The sequence below is a fragment of the Microbacterium sp. Yaish 1 genome, from assembly GCF_002245215.1.
GTDB lineage: Bacteria > Actinomycetota > Actinomycetes > Actinomycetales > Microbacteriaceae > Microbacterium.
Map to the genome: position 1 here is coordinate 1,014,198 of NZ_NPMR01000001.1, position 17,695 is coordinate 1,031,892.

Consider the following 17,695-nt stretch of genomic DNA (forward strand, 5'->3'; position numbering starts at 1 on the left):
TTCAGTACCGGCGCACCAGCACCCGGTCGCGCTCGTACGCGGTGAACCCGAGGCCCCCGTAGAGCGTGTTCGCCCCGGTCGGGCTCTCGGTGTCGACGTCGAGCACGGCCACGCCGAGCCCCGCGTCCCGCATGGCCGCGAGTGAGCGCGAGATCACGGCGGGGGCCAGGCCGCGCCGACGGTGCGAGCGGACGACCCCGACGAGATCGATGTAGGCGTTGGGCCCGAGGACGCTGAAGTCTCCCTCGTTCACCGACGCGAGGCAGAACGCGACGATCCTCCCGTCGTCGAGCGCGAGCGTGCACAGGTCGGGCCGGAGGAACGGGCCGCCGATGAACTGCTGCCACCGCTCGGGCGGGCTGGGGAGGCTCCCCCAGTGATCGCGGAACGCGTCATTGCGCGCCAGCCGGGCGTCCTCCGCCCGGTCGGCAGAGAACGGCACCAGCTCGATGCCCGCGGGGGCGGCGACGTCGGCGATCGGCTGCGTCAGATCGCGGTGCATCGTCGAGAACCAGCGTTCGGTGCGGTAGCCGAGCGATTCGGCGATGCGCTCGAGGGCGGCGTCCTTCTCCGAGGCGTACACCTGGATCTCGGCCGGCAGACCCGCCGCCGCGCCGTCCGCTGCACGCGCCTCGTGCAGCTGCTCCTCCGCGCGCTCGTGCTGCCACGTGAACAGCGCGGTGCCGATCCCGCGGCCGCGCCGGTCAGGACGCACCGCGCCGGTGAGGGAGACGTGCAGGTGCTCCTCGCGCGAGGGGTGCAGGGTGACCGTGCCGACCGCGACAGCGTCGCCGCCGGCCTCGAACGCGATCATCGTGTCGCGGGTGTGGTCGATGTGCGACAGGTCGAACGTCTCCGCGACCTCCTCCCGCGGTGTCGTCCACGTCGGGTGGTCGACACGATCGGCGGCCGCCAGGACGCCATGGATGACGTCGATGTCGTTCGCGGTCGCGGTGCGCCAGTGCGCAACGGCGGGGCAGGACGGTGCGTTCGGCTCGCTCACCCTTCCACCCTCGCACATCGGGCCCGCACCCTCCGAAGAGAGTGCGGGCCCGATGTCAGCGCGACGCGCTGTTTACTTCTTGTCGTCCTCGGCGGGAGCCTCAGCGGCGTCCTCGGCCGCAGCCTCAGCAGCTGCGCCCTCCTCCGGCGACTCGGCGCCGGCGTCGGCGGCCGTGTCGTCGGCGGGAGCCTCGGTGGTCTCCTCGACGGGAGCCTCCTCGACGGGTGCCTCAGCGGCCGGCGCGGCGGCAGCCGACTTCTTGGCGGACTTCGGCTTGGGGTTCACCGGCTCGAGAACGAGCTCGATGACGGCCATGGGGGCGTTGTCGCCCTTGCGGTTGCCGATCTTCGTGATGCGGGTGTAGCCACCCTCGCGCTCGGCGACCAGCGGAGCGATCTCGGCGAAGAGCTCGTGCACGACGCTCTTGTCACCGATGACCGACGCGACGCGGCGGCGGGCGTGCAGGTCGCCGCGCTTGGCGAACGTGACCAGGCGCTCGGCGTACGGACGCAGGCGCTTGGCCTTGGTCTCGGTCGTGGTGATCGACTTGTACGTGAACAGGGCCGCGGCGAGGTTCGCGAGAAGCAGGCGCTCGTGTGCGGGGCCGCCTCCGAGGCGGGGACCCTTGGTGGGCTTAGGCATGTTTGATTACTCCAGGAAGAAAGGGGGGCTCAGAGGTTCTCGTCGTCGTATCCGCCGTAGAAGTGCGCACCGTCGAACCCGGGAACCGAGTCCTTCAGCGACAGGCCGAGGGAGACGAGCTTGTCGCGCACCTCGTCGACCGACTTCTGACCGAAGTTGCGGATGTTCATGAGCTGGGTCTCCGAGAGGGCGACCAGCTCGGACACCGTGTTGATGCCCTCGCGCTTGAGGCAGTTGTACGAGCGGACCGACAGGTCGAGGTCCTCGATCGGCATCGACAGCTCGTTGGTGAGGACCTCGGCGACCGGCGCGGGGCCGATCTCGATGCCCTCGGCCTCGACGTTCAGCTCGCGGGCGAGACCGAACAGCTCGACGAGCGTGCGGCCGGCCGATGCGACGGCGTCGCGCGGCGAGATGGACGCCTTCGACTCGACGTCGAGGACGAGCTTGTCGAAGTCGGTGCGCTCACCGGCACGAGTGGCCTCGACGCGGTAGCTGACCTTGAGCACGGGCGAGTAGATCGAGTCGATCGGGATCTGACCGGCCTCGGCGTACTCGTTGCGGTTCTGCGTCGCCGAGACGTAGCCGCGGCCGCGCTCGATGACGAGCTCGAGCTCGAACTTCGCGCTGTCGTTGAGCGTCGCGATGACCAGGTCGGGGTTGTGGACCTCGACACCGGCCGGAGCCGAGATGTCGGCGGCCGTGACCTCACCGGCACCGGTCTTGCGCAGGTACGCCGTGATGGGCTCGTCGCGCTCGGACGAGACGACCAGCTGCTTGATGTTGAGGATGATCTCGGTGACATCCTCCTTCACGCCCGGGATGGTGCTGAACTCGTGCAGCACACCGTCGAAGCGGATGCTGGTGACGGCGGCACCCGGGATGGACGACAGCAGGCTGCGGCGCAGCGCGTTGCCGATGGTGTAGCCGAAGCCGGGCTCCAGCGGCTCGACGACGAACCGGCTGCGGAACTCGCCGATCTTCTCCTCGGTCAGAGTGGGACGCTGTGCGATGAGCACTATGTGTTCCTTTCGATCACGTGACCGCTATATGACACGTGCAATTCAGTGAGGTGTTGAGTTTTCAAGGAAACGACGGAAGTCCGGATGCCGCGAGGTGCGGCATCCGGATCCGTGTCAGCTCAGACGCGGCGGCGCTTGGGGGGACGGCAGCCGTTGTGGGCCTGGGGGGTGACGTCCTGGATGGACCCCACCTCGAGGCCGGCGGCCGTCAGCGAGCGGATCGCGGTCTCACGGCCCGAACCGGGGCCCTTGACGAAGACGTCGACCTTCTTGACGCCGTGCTCCTGCGCCTGACGCGCAGCGGACTCGGCGGCCATGCCGGCGGCGTAGGGGGTCGACTTGCGCGAGCCCTTGAAGCCGACGCCACCCGAGGAGGCCCAGCTGATGACGGCGCCCGACGGGTCGGTGATCGAGACGATCGTGTTGTTGAACGTCGACTTGATGTGGGCGTGGCCCAGCGCGATGTTCTTCTTCTCCTTGCGGCGCGGCTTGCGCGCTGCGGACTTGGCCTGTGCCATGTGCGTGTTCTCCTAAACCTGTGGGGGCCGCGCCTTAGCGCGCCTTCTTCTTGCCGGCGACGGTGCGCTTGGGACCCTTGCGCGTACGCGCGTTGGTCTTGGTGCGCTGACCGCGCACGGGCAGGCCACGGCGGTGGCGCAGACCCTCGTAGGAACCGATCTCGACCTTGCGGCGGATGTCGGCGGCGACCTCGCGGCGCAGGTCACCCTCCACCTTGTAGTTGCCCTCGATGTAGTCGCGGAGCGCGACGAGCTGGTCGTCGGTGAGGTCCTTGACGCGGATGTTCTCGTCGATCTCCGTCGCAGCGAGGATCTCGTTCGAGCGGGTACGGCCCACGCCGTAGATGTACGTGAGGGCGATCACCACGCGCTTGTCGCGCGGGATGTCAACGCCGGCAAGACGTGCCATGCGGTTCTCCTAGGAGTAATCGAAGGTGTGGAGCAGGATCGGTGCTCGGGCCTTCGTCCCGAGGTGTCCCCCGCCGGCGGTGCCGGGCGGGTTCTGATCTGCCTGAGGTGTATTGAGTTGTCGTCGTACCGGGTGCCGCGCGGACGCGGCATCCGATCAGCCCTGGCGCTGCTTGTGACGCGGGTTCGACTTGCAGATGACCATGACGCGACCGTGGCGGCGGATGACCTTGCAGTGGTCGCAGATGGGCTTGACGGAGGGGTTGACCTTCATGATGTTCCTGATTCGCTGTCTTCGCCGGCGGAGCAGGAGCTCCGGGGCGTTACTTCTCGACCGGTGTGCGCTGGGCTCAGCGGTAGCGGTAGACGATGCGGCCGCGCGTGAGGTCGTAGGGGCTGAGCTCCACGACGACGCGGTCTTCGGGGATGATGCGGATGTAGTTCTGTCGCATCTTTCCCGAGATCGTTGCGAGGACCTTGTGTCCGTTGCTCAGCTCGACGCGGAACATCGCGTTCGGCAGAGCCTCGGAGATCACGCCCTCGATCTCGATGACACCGTCTTTCTTGGCCATACGCTCGCTTACAGTTGTGCAGACCGGTCGGTCTGCGTTGGATGGGATTTTCGGTGACACGCCGAGAGAGGCGCAACGCACCAAAGATCAAGCATACGCGCTACCGCACCCGCCGGCAACTCGCCGTATCTCGCACGGCGCGTCGCCCGCCTCCGCTCAGTTGAAGAGCGTGGCGAACGAGCCGCGTGCCGGGATGGTGCTGTTCGAGATCGTCTCTCCGTTGACGGCGATCGTCGGCGTGCCGATACCGCTGGCACCGGGCTGGATCGGCGTCTCCTTGGTCTTCGCGGCCACGAACGAGCCGTACGTGCGATCGGTGACGCACGAGTCGATGCCCGTCACGCCCACATCCGACGCGATCTTCAGGATCTCGTCGTCGGTGAGGCCGGTCGACTGCTCTGCGGGCTGCTTCTCGAACATCGCCTGCATGAACGGCACCGCCGCGTCGGGGTTCGCCTCGGCCACGCAGTACATCGCGTTGGCGGAACGGGTCGAGTACTCCGTGCCCTGCGAGTATCGGTCGAGGATCGAGATCGGGTGGATCTTGAGGGTGATCGTGCCGTCGTTCACGAGATCGAGGATCTCGGGGCCGTAGGTCGTCTCGAACTGACCGCAGATGGGGCACATGAAGTCGAGGTACGTGTCGAGGGTCTGCGAGCCGTCACCGACCACGATCGCGCCGCTCTCCTGCTCGATGCCCGAGCCGGTGGGCGGGGTACCCGGGTCGGTCGCGCTGTTGTTCATCCACACCACGAGCGCGACGATGAGCGCCACCACGACCACCACGGCCGTCGACACCCAGATCGCGAACCAGTTGGTCTTGCCCGTCGCCGCAGTAGCCATCACTTCTCTCCTCAGCCGATTTCCGTCGGCACGATTCCATACGGAGCAAGCCCCGCGGCGCCACCGTCGGGCGCCGTGAGAACCCAGATGCCCCCATCATGCACCGCGACGCTATGTTCCCAATGGGAGCCGTCCGAGCCGTCGATCGTCGACACGGTCCAGTCGTCGTCCTCGGTGAAGGTCTCCTCCGAGCCGGCCACGACCATGGGCTCGATCGCGAGCACGAGACCGGGCTTCACCTCGGGACCGAGGTCGGCGACGCGGTAGTTGAACACCGACGGCGCCTCGTGCATCTTGCGGCCGATGCCGTGCCCGACGTAGTCGCGCAGGATGCCGTAGCCCTCACCGGACGCCTCGATCGAGGTCTGGATCGCGTCGCCGATCTCGCCGATGCGCTTCGCGTTCGCCATCGCGGCGATTCCCGCCCACAGCGACTCCTCGGTGACCTGCGACAGCCGCTCCCGCGCGGCGACGAGCTCGGGCCGCTCGGGATCGGGGATGACGATCGTGAACGCTGAGTCGCCGTTCCAGCCGCGGAACTGCGCACCGGCGTCGATCGACAGGATGTCGCCGGGCTCGAGCGGGCGCGAGCCGGGGATGCCGTGCACGACCTGCTCGTTGACCGATGCGCACACCGTGTGGCGGTACCCGCGCACGAGCTGGAAGTTCGACTCCGCGCCGCGGGAGCGGATCACGTCGGCCGCGATGGCGTCGAGCTCGAGGGTGGTCACGCCGGGCGCGACATGCTCGCGCACCGCCTGCAGCGCCGCGGCCGTGATGAGGCCCGGCTCGACCATCGCCTGCAGCTGCGCGGGCGACTTGTAGATGGAGCGGCGGCCGATCACGCCGTGATGCCGCGGGCGGTCAGCGCCGCGGTGATCCGCTCGGTGATCTCGTCGAGCGAGCCGACGCCGTCGATCTGGTCGACGATGCCGCGCTCGCGGAACACGTCGAGGATCGGCGCGGTCTCGTTCTCGTAGATCGAGAGTCGCTTGGCGATGGACTCCTCGTTGTCGTCCTCGCGGCCCTGCTCCGCGGCGCGCTTGGACAGCCGCGCGATCGACTCCTCACGGGGCACGACGAGCTCGATGACACCCGTCAGCTCTTCACCGCGGCCGCGCAGGAACGCGTCGAGGTCGGCCACCTGGGCGAGGTTGCGGGGGTAGCCGTCGAGCAGGAACCCGCCGGCGGCGTCATCCTGCGCGAGCCGGTCGCGCACGATCGCGCTCGTCAGCTCGTCGGGCACCAGGTCGCCGGCGTCGATGATCGCCTTGACCTGCTGGCCGAGCTCGGTGCCCTCTTTGACGTTCGCCCGGAAGACGTCGCCCGTCGAGACGGCGGGCACGCCGAGCGCCTCGGCGATGCGCACTCCCTGAGTGCCCTTGCCCGAGCCCTGCGGCCCGACGATCAGGAGGCGTGCAGCCGTCATCGCAGCAACCCTTCGTAGTGGCGCTGCTGGAGCTGCGCGTCGATCTGCTTCACCGTCTCGAGACCGACGCCCACGATGATGAGGATCGATGCGCCGCCGAACGGGAAGTTCTGGTTCGCACCGACCGTCGCGAGCGCGATCAGCGGAAGCAGGGCGATGAGACCCAGGTAGATCGAGCCGGGAGCGGTGATGCGGGTGAGGACGTAGTCGAGGTACTCCGCCGTGGGACGGCCGGCACGGATGCCGGGGATGAAGCCGCCGTACTTCTTCATGTTGTCGGCGACGTCGACCGGGTTGAACGTGATCGCGACGTAGAAGTACGTGAAGCCGATGATCAGCAGGAAGTACACCGCCATGTAGAGCGGGTGGTCGCCGGTCGTGAAGTACTGCTGGATCCACGCGACCCAGCCCGGGACGTTGCCGTCGGCATCCGGGTTCTGGTTGAACTGCGCGATGAGCGCGGGGATGTACAGCAGCGACGAGGCGAAGATGACCGGCACGACACCGGCCATGTTGACCTTGATCGGGATGTACGTGTTCGTGCCGCCGTACGTGCGGCGGCCCACCATGCGCTTGGCGTACTGGACGGGGATGCGCCGCTGCGACTGCTCGACGAAGACGACGAGGGCGACGACGACGATGCCGACCGCCAGGACGAGGAGGAAGACCTCGAAGCCGCGCGCGACCGCGATCGACCACAGGGCCGCGGGGAACGTCGCCGCGATCGAGGTGAAGATGAGGATCGACATGCCGTTGCCGACGCCGCGCTCGGTGACGAGCTCGGCGAACCACATGATGAGGCCCGTGCCGGCGGTCATCGTGATGATCATCAGGAGCTGCGCGTACCAGGCCTCCGACGTCACCAGCTGCGCGCACTCGGGGACACCGGTCACGGGGATCAGCTGACCCGAGCGCGCGACCGTGACGAGCGTCGTGGACTGCAGCAGCGCCAGGGCGATCGTGAGGTAGCGGGTGTACTGCGTGAGCTTCGCCTGGCCCGACTGGCCCTCCTTGTAGAGGGTCTCGAAGTGCGGGATGACGACGCGCAGCAGCTGCACGATGATCGTCGCGGTGATGTAGGGCATCACGCCGAGCGCGAAGATCGACAGCTGCAGCAGAGCGCCGCCCGAGAACAGGTTCACGAGCGACAGCAGGCCCTGCGCCGTCCCGCTCTGATCGAGACAGCTCTGCACGTTCGGGAAGTTCACGAACGGCGTCGGGACGTGGGCGCCCAGGCGGTAGATGGCGATGATCGCCAGGGTGAAGCCGATCTTCCGCCGGAGATCCGGAGTGCGGAAGACCCGCGCAATGGCGCTGAACAAGTGGATTCCTCCCAAGGGATGGGCGGCGTCTCGGGAAGACACCGTCAACCAGGGTATCCCAGGCCGTTCGCAGGCGCGCCTCGGATACGACGAAGCGAGGGCCGGAGCGAACTCCGGCCCTCGCTGGCGAATTACTTGATGGAACCGCCGGCTGCGACGATCTTCTGCTCGGCAGAGCCCGAGACCTTGTCGACCGACACGTTCAGCGCCACCGAGATGTCGCCGGTGCCGAGCACCTTGACCTTCTCGTTCTTGCGGACGGCACCCTTGGCGACCAGGTCGCTGATGGTGACGTCGCCGCCCTGCGGGTACAGCTCCGCGAGCTTGTCCAGGTTCACGACCTGGTACTCGACGCGGAACGGGTTCTTGAACCCGCGCAGCTTGGGGGTGCGCATGTGGAGCGGCATCTGGCCGCCCTCGAAGCCCACCTTGACCTGGTAGCGAGCCTTCGTACCCTTGGTACCGCGGCCCGCCGTCTTGCCCTTGGAGCCCTCACCGCGACCGACACGGGTCTTCGCGGTGTTGGATCCGGGGACCGGACGCAGGTGGTGCACCTTCAGCACACCGGGGCGAGCGGCCGTGGTCTCGGCCTTCGCCTTCTTGTCGTCCTTCTTCTCAGCCATCAGTCGATCTCCTCAACCTTCACGAGGTGCGCGACGGTCTTGACGTAGCCGCGCGTCTGCGCGTCGTCGGGACGGACGACCGAGTCGCCGATCCGCTTGAGACCCAGCGAACGCAGCGTGTCGCGCTGGTTCTGCTTCTCGCTCACCTTGGACTTGACCTGGGTGACCTTCAGTCGAGCGGCCATCAGGCACCTACCTTCTGTGCGGCGTTCGCCTCGGCCTCAGCGCGCACGAGACGAGCCGGTGCGACCTGGTCGAAGTCCAGGCCACGGCGTGCGGCGACCGCACGGGGCTCCTCGAGCTGCTTCAGTGCCTCGACGGTCGCGTGCACGATGTTGATCGTGTTCGACGAGCCGAGCGACTTCGACAGGACGTCGTGGATACCGGCGCACTCGAGCACGGCGCGGACGGGACCACCGGCGATAACACCGGTACCGGCGGCGGCGGGGCGCAGGAGCACCACGCCGGCGGCTGCCTCACCCTGCACGGGGTGCGGGATGGTCGAGCCGGTGCGGGGAACGCGGAAGAAGTTGCGCTTGGCCTCTTCGACACCCTTCGAGATGGCGAGGGGGACCTCACGCGCCTTGCCGTAGCCGACGCCGACCAGACCGTTGCCGTCGCCGACGACGACGAGAGCGGTGAAGCTGAAGCGACGACCACCCTTGACGACCTTCGAGACGCGGTTGATCGTGACGACGCGCTCCAGGAACTGGCTCTTGTCGGCGTCGCGCGAACCGCGGTCGCGGTTGTTGTTGCGCTCGCGGCTGCCGCGGCGGGGCTCGCGGGCCTCGCGCTCGACGGGAGCGGTGCCGGCGGCCTGCTCGGTCGTAGCCTGTTCGGTCACAGGGTTCTCTCCGTTGTTGTTGGTCACTGCATCGCTCACAGGTTCAGACCTCCCTCGCGAGCGCCTTCGGCGATCGCTGCGACACGGCCCGCGTAGCGGTTGCCACCGCGGTCGAACACGACGTCTGCGACGCCGGCGGCCTTGGCGCGCTCGGCGACGAGCTCGCCGACCTTGCGGGCCTTGGCGGTCTTGTCACCGTCGAACGTGCGCAGGTCGGCCTCGAGGGTCGACGCCGAAGCCACGGTGTGGCCCTTGGCGTCGTCGACGAGCTGCACGAAGACGTGGCGGGCCGAGCGGGTCACGACCAGGCGCGGCCGGGCCTCGGTGCCCACGATCTTCTTGCGAAGGCGGGCGTGACGACGCGCACGCGCGTCGGACTTGCTCTTCACAGCCATGCTTACTTACCAGCCTTTCCGGCCTTGCGGCGGACGACCTCGCCCGCGTACCGCACACCCTTGCCCTTGTAGGGCTCGGGCTTGCGGATCTTGCGGATGTTGGCCGCGGTCTCGCCGACCGCCTGCTTGTCGATGCCGCTGACCGTGAGCTTGTTGTTGCCCTCGACGGTCAGGGTGATGCCGGCGGGTGCCTCGACGGTGACGGGGTGCGAGAAGCCGAGAGCGAACTCGACGGACGAGCCCTTCTGGGCGACGCGGTAACCGGTGCCGACGACCTCGAGACCCTTGGTGTAGCCCTGGGTCACGCCGATGATGTTGTTGTTGATCAGGGTGCGGGTCAGGCCGTGCAGGGCACGCGACTCGCGCTCGTCGTCCGGACGGGTGACGAGAACCTGGTTCTCCTCGACCTTGGCCTCGATGGGCTTGGCGACCGTCAGTCGCAGCTCGCCCTTGGGGCCCTTGACGAGGACGTCCTGTCCGGTGACCTCGACGGTCACACCGGCAGGGATGTCAATGGGAAGACGTCCAATACGCGACATCAGATCACCACACGTAGGCGAGGACTTCCCCGCCGACGCCCTTCGACTCGGCCTGGCGGTCCGTGAGGAGGCCAGAGGAGGTGGACAGGATCGCGACGCCCAGGCCACCGAGGACCGTGGGCAGCTCGGTCGACTTCGCGTACACGCGGAGACCGGGCTTGGAGACGCGCTTGATGCCGGCGATCGACCGCTCGCGGTTGGGGCCGTACTTCAGCGTCATGGTGAGGGTCTGGCCGACGCGGGCATCGGTGACCTCCCAGCCGGAGATGTAGCCCTCCTGCTTGAGGATCTCGGCGATGTTGGTCTTGAGCTTCGAGCTCGGGAGCGACACGGAGTCGTGGTGCGCCGAGTTCGCGTTGCGCAGACGGGTCAGCATATCTGCGACCGGGTCTGTCATCGTCATAGGTGTGTTCCTTCGATCATGAGGTTTCGACTGCCGTTACACGACAGGCGACCTTCGATGAATGTCCATATTCAGTTGTGCAGTCGTTCGGCCCCGGAGCATGCCCCGAGGCCGAACGATCGATTGTACCGGATTACGCCTGAGCGTCGTCCGACTTGAACGGGAAGCCCAGCTGGCGGAGCAGCGAGCGTCCCTCGTCATCCGTCTTCGCCGTGGTGACGATCGTGATGTCGAAACCGCGGACGCGGTCGATCCGGTCCTGGTTGATCTCGTGGAAGACCGCCTGCTCCTGCAGACCGAAGGTGTAGTTGCCGTGACCGTCGAACTGCTTGGGCGACAGACCGCGGAAGTCGCGGATGCGGGGCAGCGCGAGGTTCACGAGACGGTCGATGAACTCCCACGCACGGTCACCGCGGAGGGTGACGTGCGCGCCGATGGCCTGGCCCTCGCGCAGCTTGAACTGCGCGATGGACTTGCGGGCCTTCGTGACGATCGGCTTCTGACCCGTGATCTTCGTCAGGTCGTCCACGGCGCCGTCGATCACCTTGCTGTCGCGAGCTGCCTCGCCGACACCGGTGTTCACGACGACCTTCACGAGACCGGGGATCTGCATGACGTTGGCGTAGCCGAACTCGTCCTGCAGAGCCTTCTTGATCTCGCTCTGGTACTTCTGCTTCAGGCGGGGCTGGATCTTGCCAGCCGCCGCGGCAGTGGTGCTGCTCATATTCAGAGGTCCTTGCCGCTCTTCTTCGCGTAACGCACGCGGACGGTGCGCTTCACGCCGTCCTTCGTCTTCTCCTCGACGCGGTGACCGACGCGGGTCGGCTTCTTCGTCTCGGGGTCCACGAGCTGGACGTTCGAGATGTGGATGGGGGCCTCGATGGTCTCGATGCCACCCGTCTTGGTGCCACGCTGCGTCTGGCCGACGCGGGTGTGCTTGGTGGCGTAGTTGACGCCCTCGACGATGACGCGGTTCTGCTCGACGAGGACCTCGAGGACCTTGCCCTGCTTGCCGCGGTCGCCGCCGCGCTCGGGCTTGGCGCCCGTGATGACCTGAACCAGGTCACCCTTCTTGATGTTCGCCATGATCAGATGACCTCCGGGGCGAGCGAGACGATCTTCATGAACTTCTTGTCGCGAAGCTCACGACCGACCGGTCCGAAGATGCGGGTGCCGCGGGGCTCCCCGTCGTTCTTCAGGATGACGGCGGCGTTCTCGTCGAACTTGATGTACGAGCCGTCGGGACGGCGCGTCTGCTTGACGGTGCGGACGATGACGGCCTTGACGACATCACCCTTCTTGACGTTGCCACCGGGGATCGCGTCCTTGACGGTGGCGACGATGATGTCGCCCAGTCCGGCGTACCGGCGGGCGGAGCCGCCGAGCACGCGGATGGTGAGCAGCTCCTTGGCGCCGGTGTTGTCGGCGACCTTGAGGCGGGATTCGGTCTGAATCATGAGATCACTTCGCCTTCTCGAGGACCTCGACCAGACGCCAGCGCTTGGTGGCGCTCAGCGGGCGAGTCTCGTTGATGAGGACGAGGTCGCCGATGCCGGCGGTGTTGGCCTCGTCGTGGGCCTTGACCTTCGACGTGCGGCGGATGACCTTGCCGTAGAGCGGGTGCTTCACGCGGTCCTCGACCTCGACGACGATCGTCTTGTCCATCTTGTCGCTCACGACGTAGCCGCGACGAGCCTTGCGGTAACCGCGGGCCTGCGGGTCGCGGACGTCGTGCTCGCCGTGCTCGTGGCCCTCGGCGACAGCCTCAGCGGCGTTCTTGTCGGTAGCCATTACTCGGTCTCTTCCTTCGCGGCCTCGGTGGCGTCATCCGCCTTCTTGGCCTTGGTCTTCTTCGCCTTCGGCGCCTCCGCGACGGGCGTGGCACGGATGCCGAGCTCGCGCTCGCGGATCACCGTGTAGAGCCGCGCGATGTCGCGCTTGACCGCACGGATGCGGCCGTGGCTCTCGAGCTGGCCGGTGGCCGACTGGAAGCGCAGGTTGAACAGCTCTTCCTTGGCCTTGCGCAGCTCCTCGACGAGGCGCTGGTCTTCGAACGTGTCGAGCTCGCTCGGGGCGAGCGTCTTGGTGCCGACAGCCATTACGCGTCGCCCTCCTCGCGCTTGATGATGCGTGCCTTCAGCGGCAGCTTGTGAATGGCACGGGTCAGGGCCTCGCGAGCGAGCTCCTCGTTGACTCCGGCGACCTCGAAGAGGACGCGACCCGGCTTGACGTTGGCGACCCACCACTCCGGCGAGCCCTTACCCGAACCCATGCGGGTTTCGGCGGGCTTCTTGGTGAGCGGACGGTCGGGGTAGACGTTGATCCACACCTTGCCGCCACGCTTGATGTGACGCGTCATGGCGATACGAGCGGACTCGATCTGACGGTTGGTCACGTAAGCGGGCGTGAGTGCCTGGATCCCGAACTCGCCGAAGGAGACCTTCGTGCCGCCGGTGGCCTGGCCATCGCGCTTGGGGTGGTGCTGCTTGCGGTACTTGACCTTACGGGGGATAAGCATCAGGCCGACGCTCCTTCTGCCACGGGGGCCTCGTTGCGGGGACCGCGGCGGCGGTCACCGCGGTCGTCGCGACCGCGCGAGGTCTTCGGCGCGTTGGCCTGCTCGCGAGCGAGCTCCTTGGCCGTCAGGTCGCCCTTGTAGATCCAGACCTTCACGCCGATGCGGCCGAAGGTGGTCTTGGCCTCGTAGAAGCCGTAGTCGATGTTCGCGCGGAGCGTGTGCAGGGGCACGCGGCCCTCGCGGTAGAACTCCGAGCGGCTCATCTCCGCGCCGCCGAGACGGCCCGAGACCTGGATCCGGATGCCCTTGGCACCGGCGCGCTGCGCGCCCTGCAGACCCTTGCGCATCGCGCGGCGGAACGCCACACGAGCCGAGAGCTGCTCGGCGATGCCCTGCGCGACGAGCTGGGCGTCGGCCTCGGGGTTCTTGACCTCGAGGATGTTGAGCTGGATCTGCTTGCCGGTGAGCTTCTCGAGGTCGGCGCGGATGCGCTCGGCCTCGGCGCCACGACGACCGATCACGATGCCCGGGCGGGCGGTGTGGATGTCGACGCGGACGCGGTCACGGGTGCGCTCGATCTCGATGTTGCTGACACCGGCGCGGTCGAGCGACGTGGTCAGCAGACGGCGGATCTTGATGTCCTCGGCGACGTAGTCGGCGTAACGCTGGCCCGGCTTGGTCGAGTCCGAGAACCAACGCGACACGTGGTCCGTGGTGATGCCGAGGCGGAAGCCGTACGGGTTGACTTTCTGTCCCATTACTTGCTCGCCTTCTTGCTCGTACCGGCGGCCGCGGCATCCGCGTTCTCCGGCGTCGACAGCACGACCGTGATGTGGCTCGTGCGCTTCTTGATCTGGAAGGCACGACCCTGGGCGCGGGGCTGGAAACGCTTGAGCGTCGTGCCCTCGTCGACGTACGCGTTCTTCACGTACAGGTCTGCATCGTCCAGGAACTCGTTGTCCTTGTCGGCCTTGACGCGAGCGTTCGCGACGGCCGAGGCGACGAGCTTGTAGATCGGCTCGCTGGCGCTCTGGGGAGCGAACTTCAGGATGGCGAGTGCCTCCTGAGCCTGCTTGCCCTTGATGAGCGCGACGACACGACGAGCCTTCTGAGGGGTCACGCGGATGTGCTTCACGCGCGCGGTGGATTCCACCATGTCTCTCCTCCTCTGTCCTCTCTGGAACTGCCCCCGCGTCAGCGGCGGCGGCCCTTCTTGTCGTCCTTCACGTGGCCGCGGAAGGTGCGGGTGGGCGCGAATTCGCCCAGCTTGTGGCCGACCATGGTCTCGGACACGAACACGGGGATGTGCTTGCGTCCGTCGTGCACGGCGATCGTGTGGCCGAGCATGGCCGGGATGATCATCGAACGGCGCGACCAGGTCTTGATGACGTTCTTGGAGCCGGCTTCGTTCTGCGCGACCACCTTGCGAAGCAGGTGCTCGTCGACGAAGGGGCCCTTCTTCAGGCTGCGAGGCATCTTCCTCTACTCCTACTTGCGCTTCTTGCCGGCGTTGCGACGGCGGACGATGTACTTGTCGCTCTCCTTGTTGGGGTGGCGGGTGCGACCCTCAGCCTGGCCCCAGGGAGTGACGGGGTGACGTCCACCGGACGTCTTGCCCTCACCACCACCGTGCGGGTGGTCGACCGGGTTCATGGCGACACCACGAACCGTCGGGCGAACGCCCTTCCAGCGCTTGCGGCCGGCCTTGCCCCAGTTGATGTTCGACTGCTCGGCGTTGCCGACCTCGCCGATGGTCGCGCGGCAGCGCGCATCGACGTTGCGGATCTCGCCCGAGGGCAGACGCAGCTGGGCGTAGGGGCCGTCCTTCGCGACCAGACGCACGCTGGCGCCGGCCGAGCGGGCCATCTTCGCGCCGCCGCCGGGGCGGAGCTCGATGGCGTGGATGACCGTACCGGTCGGGATGTTGCGCAGCGGCAGGTTGTTGCCGGGCTTGATGTCGGCGCCGGCACCCGACTCGACGATGTCGCCCTGCTGGAGCTTGTTCGGGGCGATGATGTAGCGCTTCTCGCCGTCGAAGTAGTGCAGCAGCGCGATGCGCGCGGTGCGGTTGGGGTCGTACTCGATGTGAGCGACCTTGGCGTTGACGCCGTCCTTGTCGTTGCGACGGAAGTCGATCACGCGGTACTGGCGCTTGTGGCCACCACCGATGTGACGCGTCGTGATGCGGCCCTGGTTGTTACGGCCACCGGTCTTGGCGATCGGGCGGAGGAGCGACTTCTCGGGCGTCGATCGGGTGATCTCGGCGAAGTCGGCCACCGACGAACCGCGGCGACCCGGGGTCGTGGGCTTGTACTTGCGAATAGCCATGTTCGTTGTCCTCTATCCCGACCGTCAGCCGACTGCCGTGAAGATGTCGATGGTGCCCGACTTCAGGGTGACGATGGCGCGCTTGGTGTCCTTGCGCTTGCCGGTGCCGAAGCGGGTGCGACGGGACTTGCCCGCGCGGTTGAGCGTGTTGACCGCTGCGACCTTGACGCCGAAGATCTTCTCGATCGCGAGCTTGATCTCGGTCTTCGACGCACGGGGGTCCACGAGGAACGTGTACTTGCCCTCGTCGATGAGCCCGTAGCTCTTCTCGGAGACGACCGGCTTCAGGATGATGTCGCGCGGGTCCTTGTTGACGGCGGTCATGCCGAGACCTCCTCGGTGGCGCCGGCCTTGGACGCGACGAACGCGTCGTAGGCGGCCTTGGTGAAGACGAGGTCGTCCGAGACGAGCACGTCGTAGGCGTTGAGCTGGTCGAACGTCAGCACGTGGACGTACGCGAGGTTGCGCACGCTCTTGACGGTGATCTCGTCACCGCGCTCGATGACCACGAGGACGTTCTTCGTGGCGCCGAGGCCGGTCAGAACCGCCGCAGCAGCCTTGGTCGAGGGCGTGCCCTCGACACCGAACGAGTCGACGATGTGCAGACGCTGGCCGCGAGCACGGTCGCTGAGCGCTCCGAGGAGTGCGGCGGCGACCATCTTCTTGGGGGTGCGCTGCGAGTAGTTGCGCGGCTTGGGGCCGTGCACGATGCCACCACCGGTCATGTGCGGCGCGCGGATCGAGCCCTGACGGGCGTTACCCGTGCCCTTCTGCTTGAAGGGCTTGCGGCCGGCGCCCGAGACCTCACCGCGACGCTTGGTCGAGTGGGTGCCCTGGCGAGCCGCCGCGAGCTGCGCGACGACGACCTGGTGGATGAGGGGAACGTTGGTCTTGACGTCGAAGAGCGCGGCGGGCAGCTCCACGGAGCCGGCCTTCTTGCCGGAGGCGCTCCGGACGTCGAGCGCGAGAGTCGAGTCAGCCATGATCAGGCACCCTTCACAGCGTTGCGGACGTAGACGATGCGGCCGCGTGCACCGGGGACGGCGCCCTTGACGAGCAGCAGACCCTTCTCGGCGTCGACGGCGTGCACCGTGAGGTTGAGGACGGTCACGCGCTCGCCACCCATGCGGCCGGCCATGCGCATGCCCTTGAAGACGCGGCTGGGCGTCGACGAGGCACCGATGGAACCGGGCTTGCGGTGGTTGCGGTGCGCACCGTGCGAGGCCGAGACGCCCTTGAAGTTGTGGCGCTTCATGACACCCGCGGTGCCCTTGCCCTTGCTGGTGCCGACGACGTCGACCAGCTGGCCGGCCTCGAACGTGTCACCGGCGGTGAGCTCCTGACCGAGTGAGTAGTCAGCGGCATCCGCCGTGCGCACCTCGGTGAGGTGGCGACGCGGGGTCACGCCGGCGGCCTCGAAGTGGGCCGTGAGGGGCTTGTTGACCTTGCGGGGGTCGATCTGGCCGGCAGCGATCTGGACGGCGGAGTAGCCGTCCTTCTCGGGCGTACGGACCTGGGTGACCACGTTCGGCGCGATCTCGATGACCGTGACGGGGACGAGCTTGCCCTGCTCGTTCCAGACCTGGGTCATGCCGAGCTTGGTGCCGAGGAGGCCCTTGGAAACCTTGGAGTTGATGTCAGCCATGTCGAACCTCAGAGCTTGATCTCGATGTTGACGTCGGCCGGGAGGTCGAGTCGCATGAGCGAGTCGACAGCCTTGGGCGTCGGGTCGACGATGTCGATCAGACGCTTGTGGGTGCGCATCTCGAAGTGCTCGCGGCTGTCCTTGTACTTGTGGGGCGACCGGATGACGCACACGACGTTCTTCTCGGTCGGCAGCGGCACGGGTCCGACGACAGTCGCGCCCGCACGGGTCACGGTGTCGACGATCTTGCGTGCCGAGGTGTCGATGACCTCGTGGTCGTACGACTTCAGGCGAATGCGGATCTTCTGTCCCGCCATTTGTCTGCTCACTCTCTTTATCGCGTCTTACGTCTCGCTGGTCGCGAGCGCATTGGACGCCCGGTGGCGCGGTCTGCGCCGGGCACTTCTCACCGCCAGGGCGGTGATGCTGCACCACTGTTCTGATGTCAAACCCGCGGGTCGCCCCGCGGTTCCGCACCGTGCGCGCACGCGCGCATCCTGTCTCCAGGTCGGTGTGGGGTTCGATGTTCATCTGCCCGCGGCCTAGGACTCTGCGCTGCGCGCCGCCTATGCACTCTCGTGACAGTGATCCGGGATGCTGGGCACCCATCGGAATGTGGAACCTGAATAGTCTACGTGCCG

31 protein-coding genes are annotated in these 17,695 nt (G+C 67.2%); all 31 read right to left on the reverse strand.

What is annotated here, in order from left to right; translation table 11 throughout:
- Position 1 precedes the first annotated feature (1 nt).
- The 31 genes from CI089_RS04740 to rpsJ all read right to left on the reverse strand — a co-directional run bounded on the left by CI089_RS04740 (position 2) and on the right by rpsJ (position 17,371).
- Complete coding sequence (locus CI089_RS04740) at positions 2–1,003, reverse strand: GNAT family N-acetyltransferase (RefSeq protein WP_256977488.1); 1,002 nt, start codon at positions 1,001–1,003, stop codon at positions 2–4.
- 72 nt (positions 1,004–1,075) lie between these two features.
- Positions 1,076–1,645, reverse strand: a complete 570-nt coding sequence (gene rplQ, locus CI089_RS04745) for a 50S ribosomal protein L17 (protein ID WP_094260494.1) — start codon at positions 1,643–1,645, stop codon at positions 1,076–1,078.
- A gap of 29 nt (positions 1,646–1,674) precedes the next feature.
- Entirely contained in the window at positions 1,675–2,664 is a 990-nt protein-coding gene (locus tag CI089_RS04750) for a DNA-directed RNA polymerase subunit alpha (RefSeq protein ID WP_023954080.1), read from the reverse strand.
- Between the two features lie 122 nt (positions 2,665–2,786).
- A complete protein-coding gene (gene rpsK, locus CI089_RS04755; protein WP_023954078.1) occupies positions 2,787–3,185 on the reverse strand; it encodes a 30S ribosomal protein S11 in 399 nt (132 codons plus the stop codon).
- Positions 3,186–3,219: 34 nt separating this feature from the next.
- Entirely contained in the window at positions 3,220–3,594 is a 375-nt protein-coding gene (gene rpsM, locus CI089_RS04760) for a 30S ribosomal protein S13 (protein ID WP_023954076.1), read from the reverse strand.
- A 156-nt stretch (positions 3,595–3,750) separates the two neighbouring features.
- Positions 3,751–3,867: a 50S ribosomal protein L36 gene (rpmJ, locus tag CI089_RS04765; protein WP_005050492.1), complete on the reverse strand. Its 117-nt coding sequence runs from the start codon at positions 3,865–3,867 to the stop codon at positions 3,751–3,753.
- 76 nt (positions 3,868–3,943) lie between these two features.
- Positions 3,944–4,165 (reverse strand): translation initiation factor IF-1, encoded by a 222-nt coding sequence (infA, locus tag CI089_RS04770; protein ID WP_017201569.1) that lies wholly within the window; start codon positions 4,163–4,165, stop codon positions 3,944–3,946.
- Positions 4,166–4,321: 156 nt separating this feature from the next.
- On the reverse strand, positions 4,322–5,008 hold the full coding sequence (locus CI089_RS04775; RefSeq protein ID WP_094260495.1) for a DsbA family protein: 687 nt from the start codon (positions 5,006–5,008) through the stop codon (positions 4,322–4,324).
- Between the two features lie 11 nt (positions 5,009–5,019).
- Positions 5,020–5,853 carry a type I methionyl aminopeptidase gene (gene map / locus CI089_RS04780; protein WP_179223228.1) on the reverse strand — a complete coding sequence of 278 codons (834 nt, stop codon included), beginning with the start codon at positions 5,851–5,853 and terminating at the stop codon, positions 5,020–5,022.
- Positions 5,850–6,437: an adenylate kinase gene (locus CI089_RS04785; protein WP_094260496.1), complete on the reverse strand. Its 588-nt coding sequence runs from the start codon at positions 6,435–6,437 to the stop codon at positions 5,850–5,852. Before CI089_RS04785 ends, map begins: the two co-directional genes overlap by 4 nt.
- Positions 6,434–7,759, reverse strand: a complete 1,326-nt coding sequence (gene secY / locus CI089_RS04790) for a preprotein translocase subunit SecY (RefSeq protein WP_023954067.1) — start codon at positions 7,757–7,759, stop codon at positions 6,434–6,436. The genes CI089_RS04785 and secY overlap by 4 nt, the downstream gene beginning before the upstream one ends.
- A gap of 131 nt (positions 7,760–7,890) precedes the next feature.
- Positions 7,891–8,382: a 50S ribosomal protein L15 gene (gene rplO, locus CI089_RS04795; protein ID WP_023954063.1), complete on the reverse strand. Its 492-nt coding sequence runs from the start codon at positions 8,380–8,382 to the stop codon at positions 7,891–7,893.
- Positions 8,382–8,567 carry a 50S ribosomal protein L30 gene (gene rpmD / locus CI089_RS16385; RefSeq protein WP_023954062.1) on the reverse strand — a complete coding sequence of 62 codons (186 nt, stop codon included), beginning with the start codon at positions 8,565–8,567 and terminating at the stop codon, positions 8,382–8,384. The genes rplO and rpmD overlap by 1 nt, the downstream gene beginning before the upstream one ends.
- A complete protein-coding gene (gene rpsE, locus CI089_RS04800) occupies positions 8,567–9,265 on the reverse strand; it encodes a 30S ribosomal protein S5 (protein ID WP_370877338.1) in 699 nt (232 codons plus the stop codon). Before rpsE ends, rpmD begins: the two co-directional genes overlap by 1 nt.
- Positions 9,262–9,621: a 50S ribosomal protein L18 gene (gene rplR, locus CI089_RS04805; RefSeq protein WP_023954058.1), complete on the reverse strand. Its 360-nt coding sequence runs from the start codon at positions 9,619–9,621 to the stop codon at positions 9,262–9,264. Before rplR ends, rpsE begins: the two co-directional genes overlap by 4 nt.
- Before the next feature lie 2 nt (positions 9,622–9,623).
- Complete coding sequence (gene rplF / locus CI089_RS04810) at positions 9,624–10,160, reverse strand: 50S ribosomal protein L6 (protein ID WP_023954056.1); 537 nt, start codon at positions 10,158–10,160, stop codon at positions 9,624–9,626.
- Positions 10,161–10,164: 4 nt separating this feature from the next.
- Positions 10,165–10,563: a 30S ribosomal protein S8 gene (gene rpsH, locus CI089_RS04815; RefSeq protein ID WP_094260497.1), complete on the reverse strand. Its 399-nt coding sequence runs from the start codon at positions 10,561–10,563 to the stop codon at positions 10,165–10,167.
- A gap of 133 nt (positions 10,564–10,696) precedes the next feature.
- Positions 10,697–11,287, reverse strand: a complete 591-nt coding sequence (rplE, locus tag CI089_RS04820) for a 50S ribosomal protein L5 (protein ID WP_023954052.1) — start codon at positions 11,285–11,287, stop codon at positions 10,697–10,699.
- A gap of 2 nt (positions 11,288–11,289) precedes the next feature.
- Entirely contained in the window at positions 11,290–11,649 is a 360-nt protein-coding gene (gene rplX, locus CI089_RS04825) for a 50S ribosomal protein L24 (protein WP_023954051.1), read from the reverse strand.
- 2 nt (positions 11,650–11,651) lie between these two features.
- Positions 11,652–12,020 carry a 50S ribosomal protein L14 gene (gene rplN / locus CI089_RS04830; RefSeq protein ID WP_023954050.1) on the reverse strand — a complete coding sequence of 123 codons (369 nt, stop codon included), beginning with the start codon at positions 12,018–12,020 and terminating at the stop codon, positions 11,652–11,654.
- Between the two features lie 4 nt (positions 12,021–12,024).
- Entirely contained in the window at positions 12,025–12,354 is a 330-nt protein-coding gene (gene rpsQ / locus CI089_RS04835; protein WP_023954049.1) for a 30S ribosomal protein S17, read from the reverse strand.
- Complete coding sequence (gene rpmC / locus CI089_RS04840) at positions 12,354–12,662, reverse strand: 50S ribosomal protein L29 (RefSeq protein WP_023954048.1); 309 nt, start codon at positions 12,660–12,662, stop codon at positions 12,354–12,356. The genes rpsQ and rpmC overlap by 1 nt, the downstream gene beginning before the upstream one ends.
- Entirely contained in the window at positions 12,662–13,081 is a 420-nt protein-coding gene (gene rplP / locus CI089_RS04845) for a 50S ribosomal protein L16 (protein WP_023954047.1), read from the reverse strand. Before rplP ends, rpmC begins: the two co-directional genes overlap by 1 nt.
- Entirely contained in the window at positions 13,081–13,839 is a 759-nt protein-coding gene (gene rpsC, locus CI089_RS04850) for a 30S ribosomal protein S3 (RefSeq protein ID WP_023954045.1), read from the reverse strand. Before rpsC ends, rplP begins: the two co-directional genes overlap by 1 nt.
- Positions 13,839–14,237: a 50S ribosomal protein L22 gene (gene rplV, locus CI089_RS04855; protein ID WP_036304774.1), complete on the reverse strand. Its 399-nt coding sequence runs from the start codon at positions 14,235–14,237 to the stop codon at positions 13,839–13,841. The genes rpsC and rplV overlap by 1 nt, the downstream gene beginning before the upstream one ends.
- 38 nt (positions 14,238–14,275) lie before the next feature.
- The gene (rpsS, locus tag CI089_RS04860) at positions 14,276–14,557 is read right to left on the reverse strand and encodes a 30S ribosomal protein S19 (protein WP_023954043.1); all 282 of its coding nucleotides are present in this window, start codon (positions 14,555–14,557) and stop codon (positions 14,276–14,278) included.
- Positions 14,558–14,569: 12 nt separating this feature from the next.
- Positions 14,570–15,409 (reverse strand): 50S ribosomal protein L2, encoded by an 840-nt coding sequence (gene rplB / locus CI089_RS04865; RefSeq protein ID WP_023954042.1) that lies wholly within the window; start codon positions 15,407–15,409, stop codon positions 14,570–14,572.
- A 24-nt stretch (positions 15,410–15,433) separates the two neighbouring features.
- Positions 15,434–15,733, reverse strand: coding sequence for a 50S ribosomal protein L23 (rplW, locus tag CI089_RS04870; RefSeq protein WP_023954040.1), 300 nt, complete (start codon positions 15,731–15,733; stop codon positions 15,434–15,436).
- Positions 15,730–16,392 carry a 50S ribosomal protein L4 gene (gene rplD, locus CI089_RS04875; protein WP_023954038.1) on the reverse strand — a complete coding sequence of 221 codons (663 nt, stop codon included), beginning with the start codon at positions 16,390–16,392 and terminating at the stop codon, positions 15,730–15,732. Before rplD ends, rplW begins: the two co-directional genes overlap by 4 nt.
- 2 nt (positions 16,393–16,394) lie before the next feature.
- Entirely contained in the window at positions 16,395–17,054 is a 660-nt protein-coding gene (rplC, locus tag CI089_RS04880; protein ID WP_023954036.1) for a 50S ribosomal protein L3, read from the reverse strand.
- 8 nt (positions 17,055–17,062) lie between these two features.
- Entirely contained in the window at positions 17,063–17,371 is a 309-nt protein-coding gene (rpsJ, locus tag CI089_RS04885) for a 30S ribosomal protein S10 (RefSeq protein WP_017201594.1), read from the reverse strand.
- Positions 17,372–17,695 lie beyond the last annotated feature (324 nt).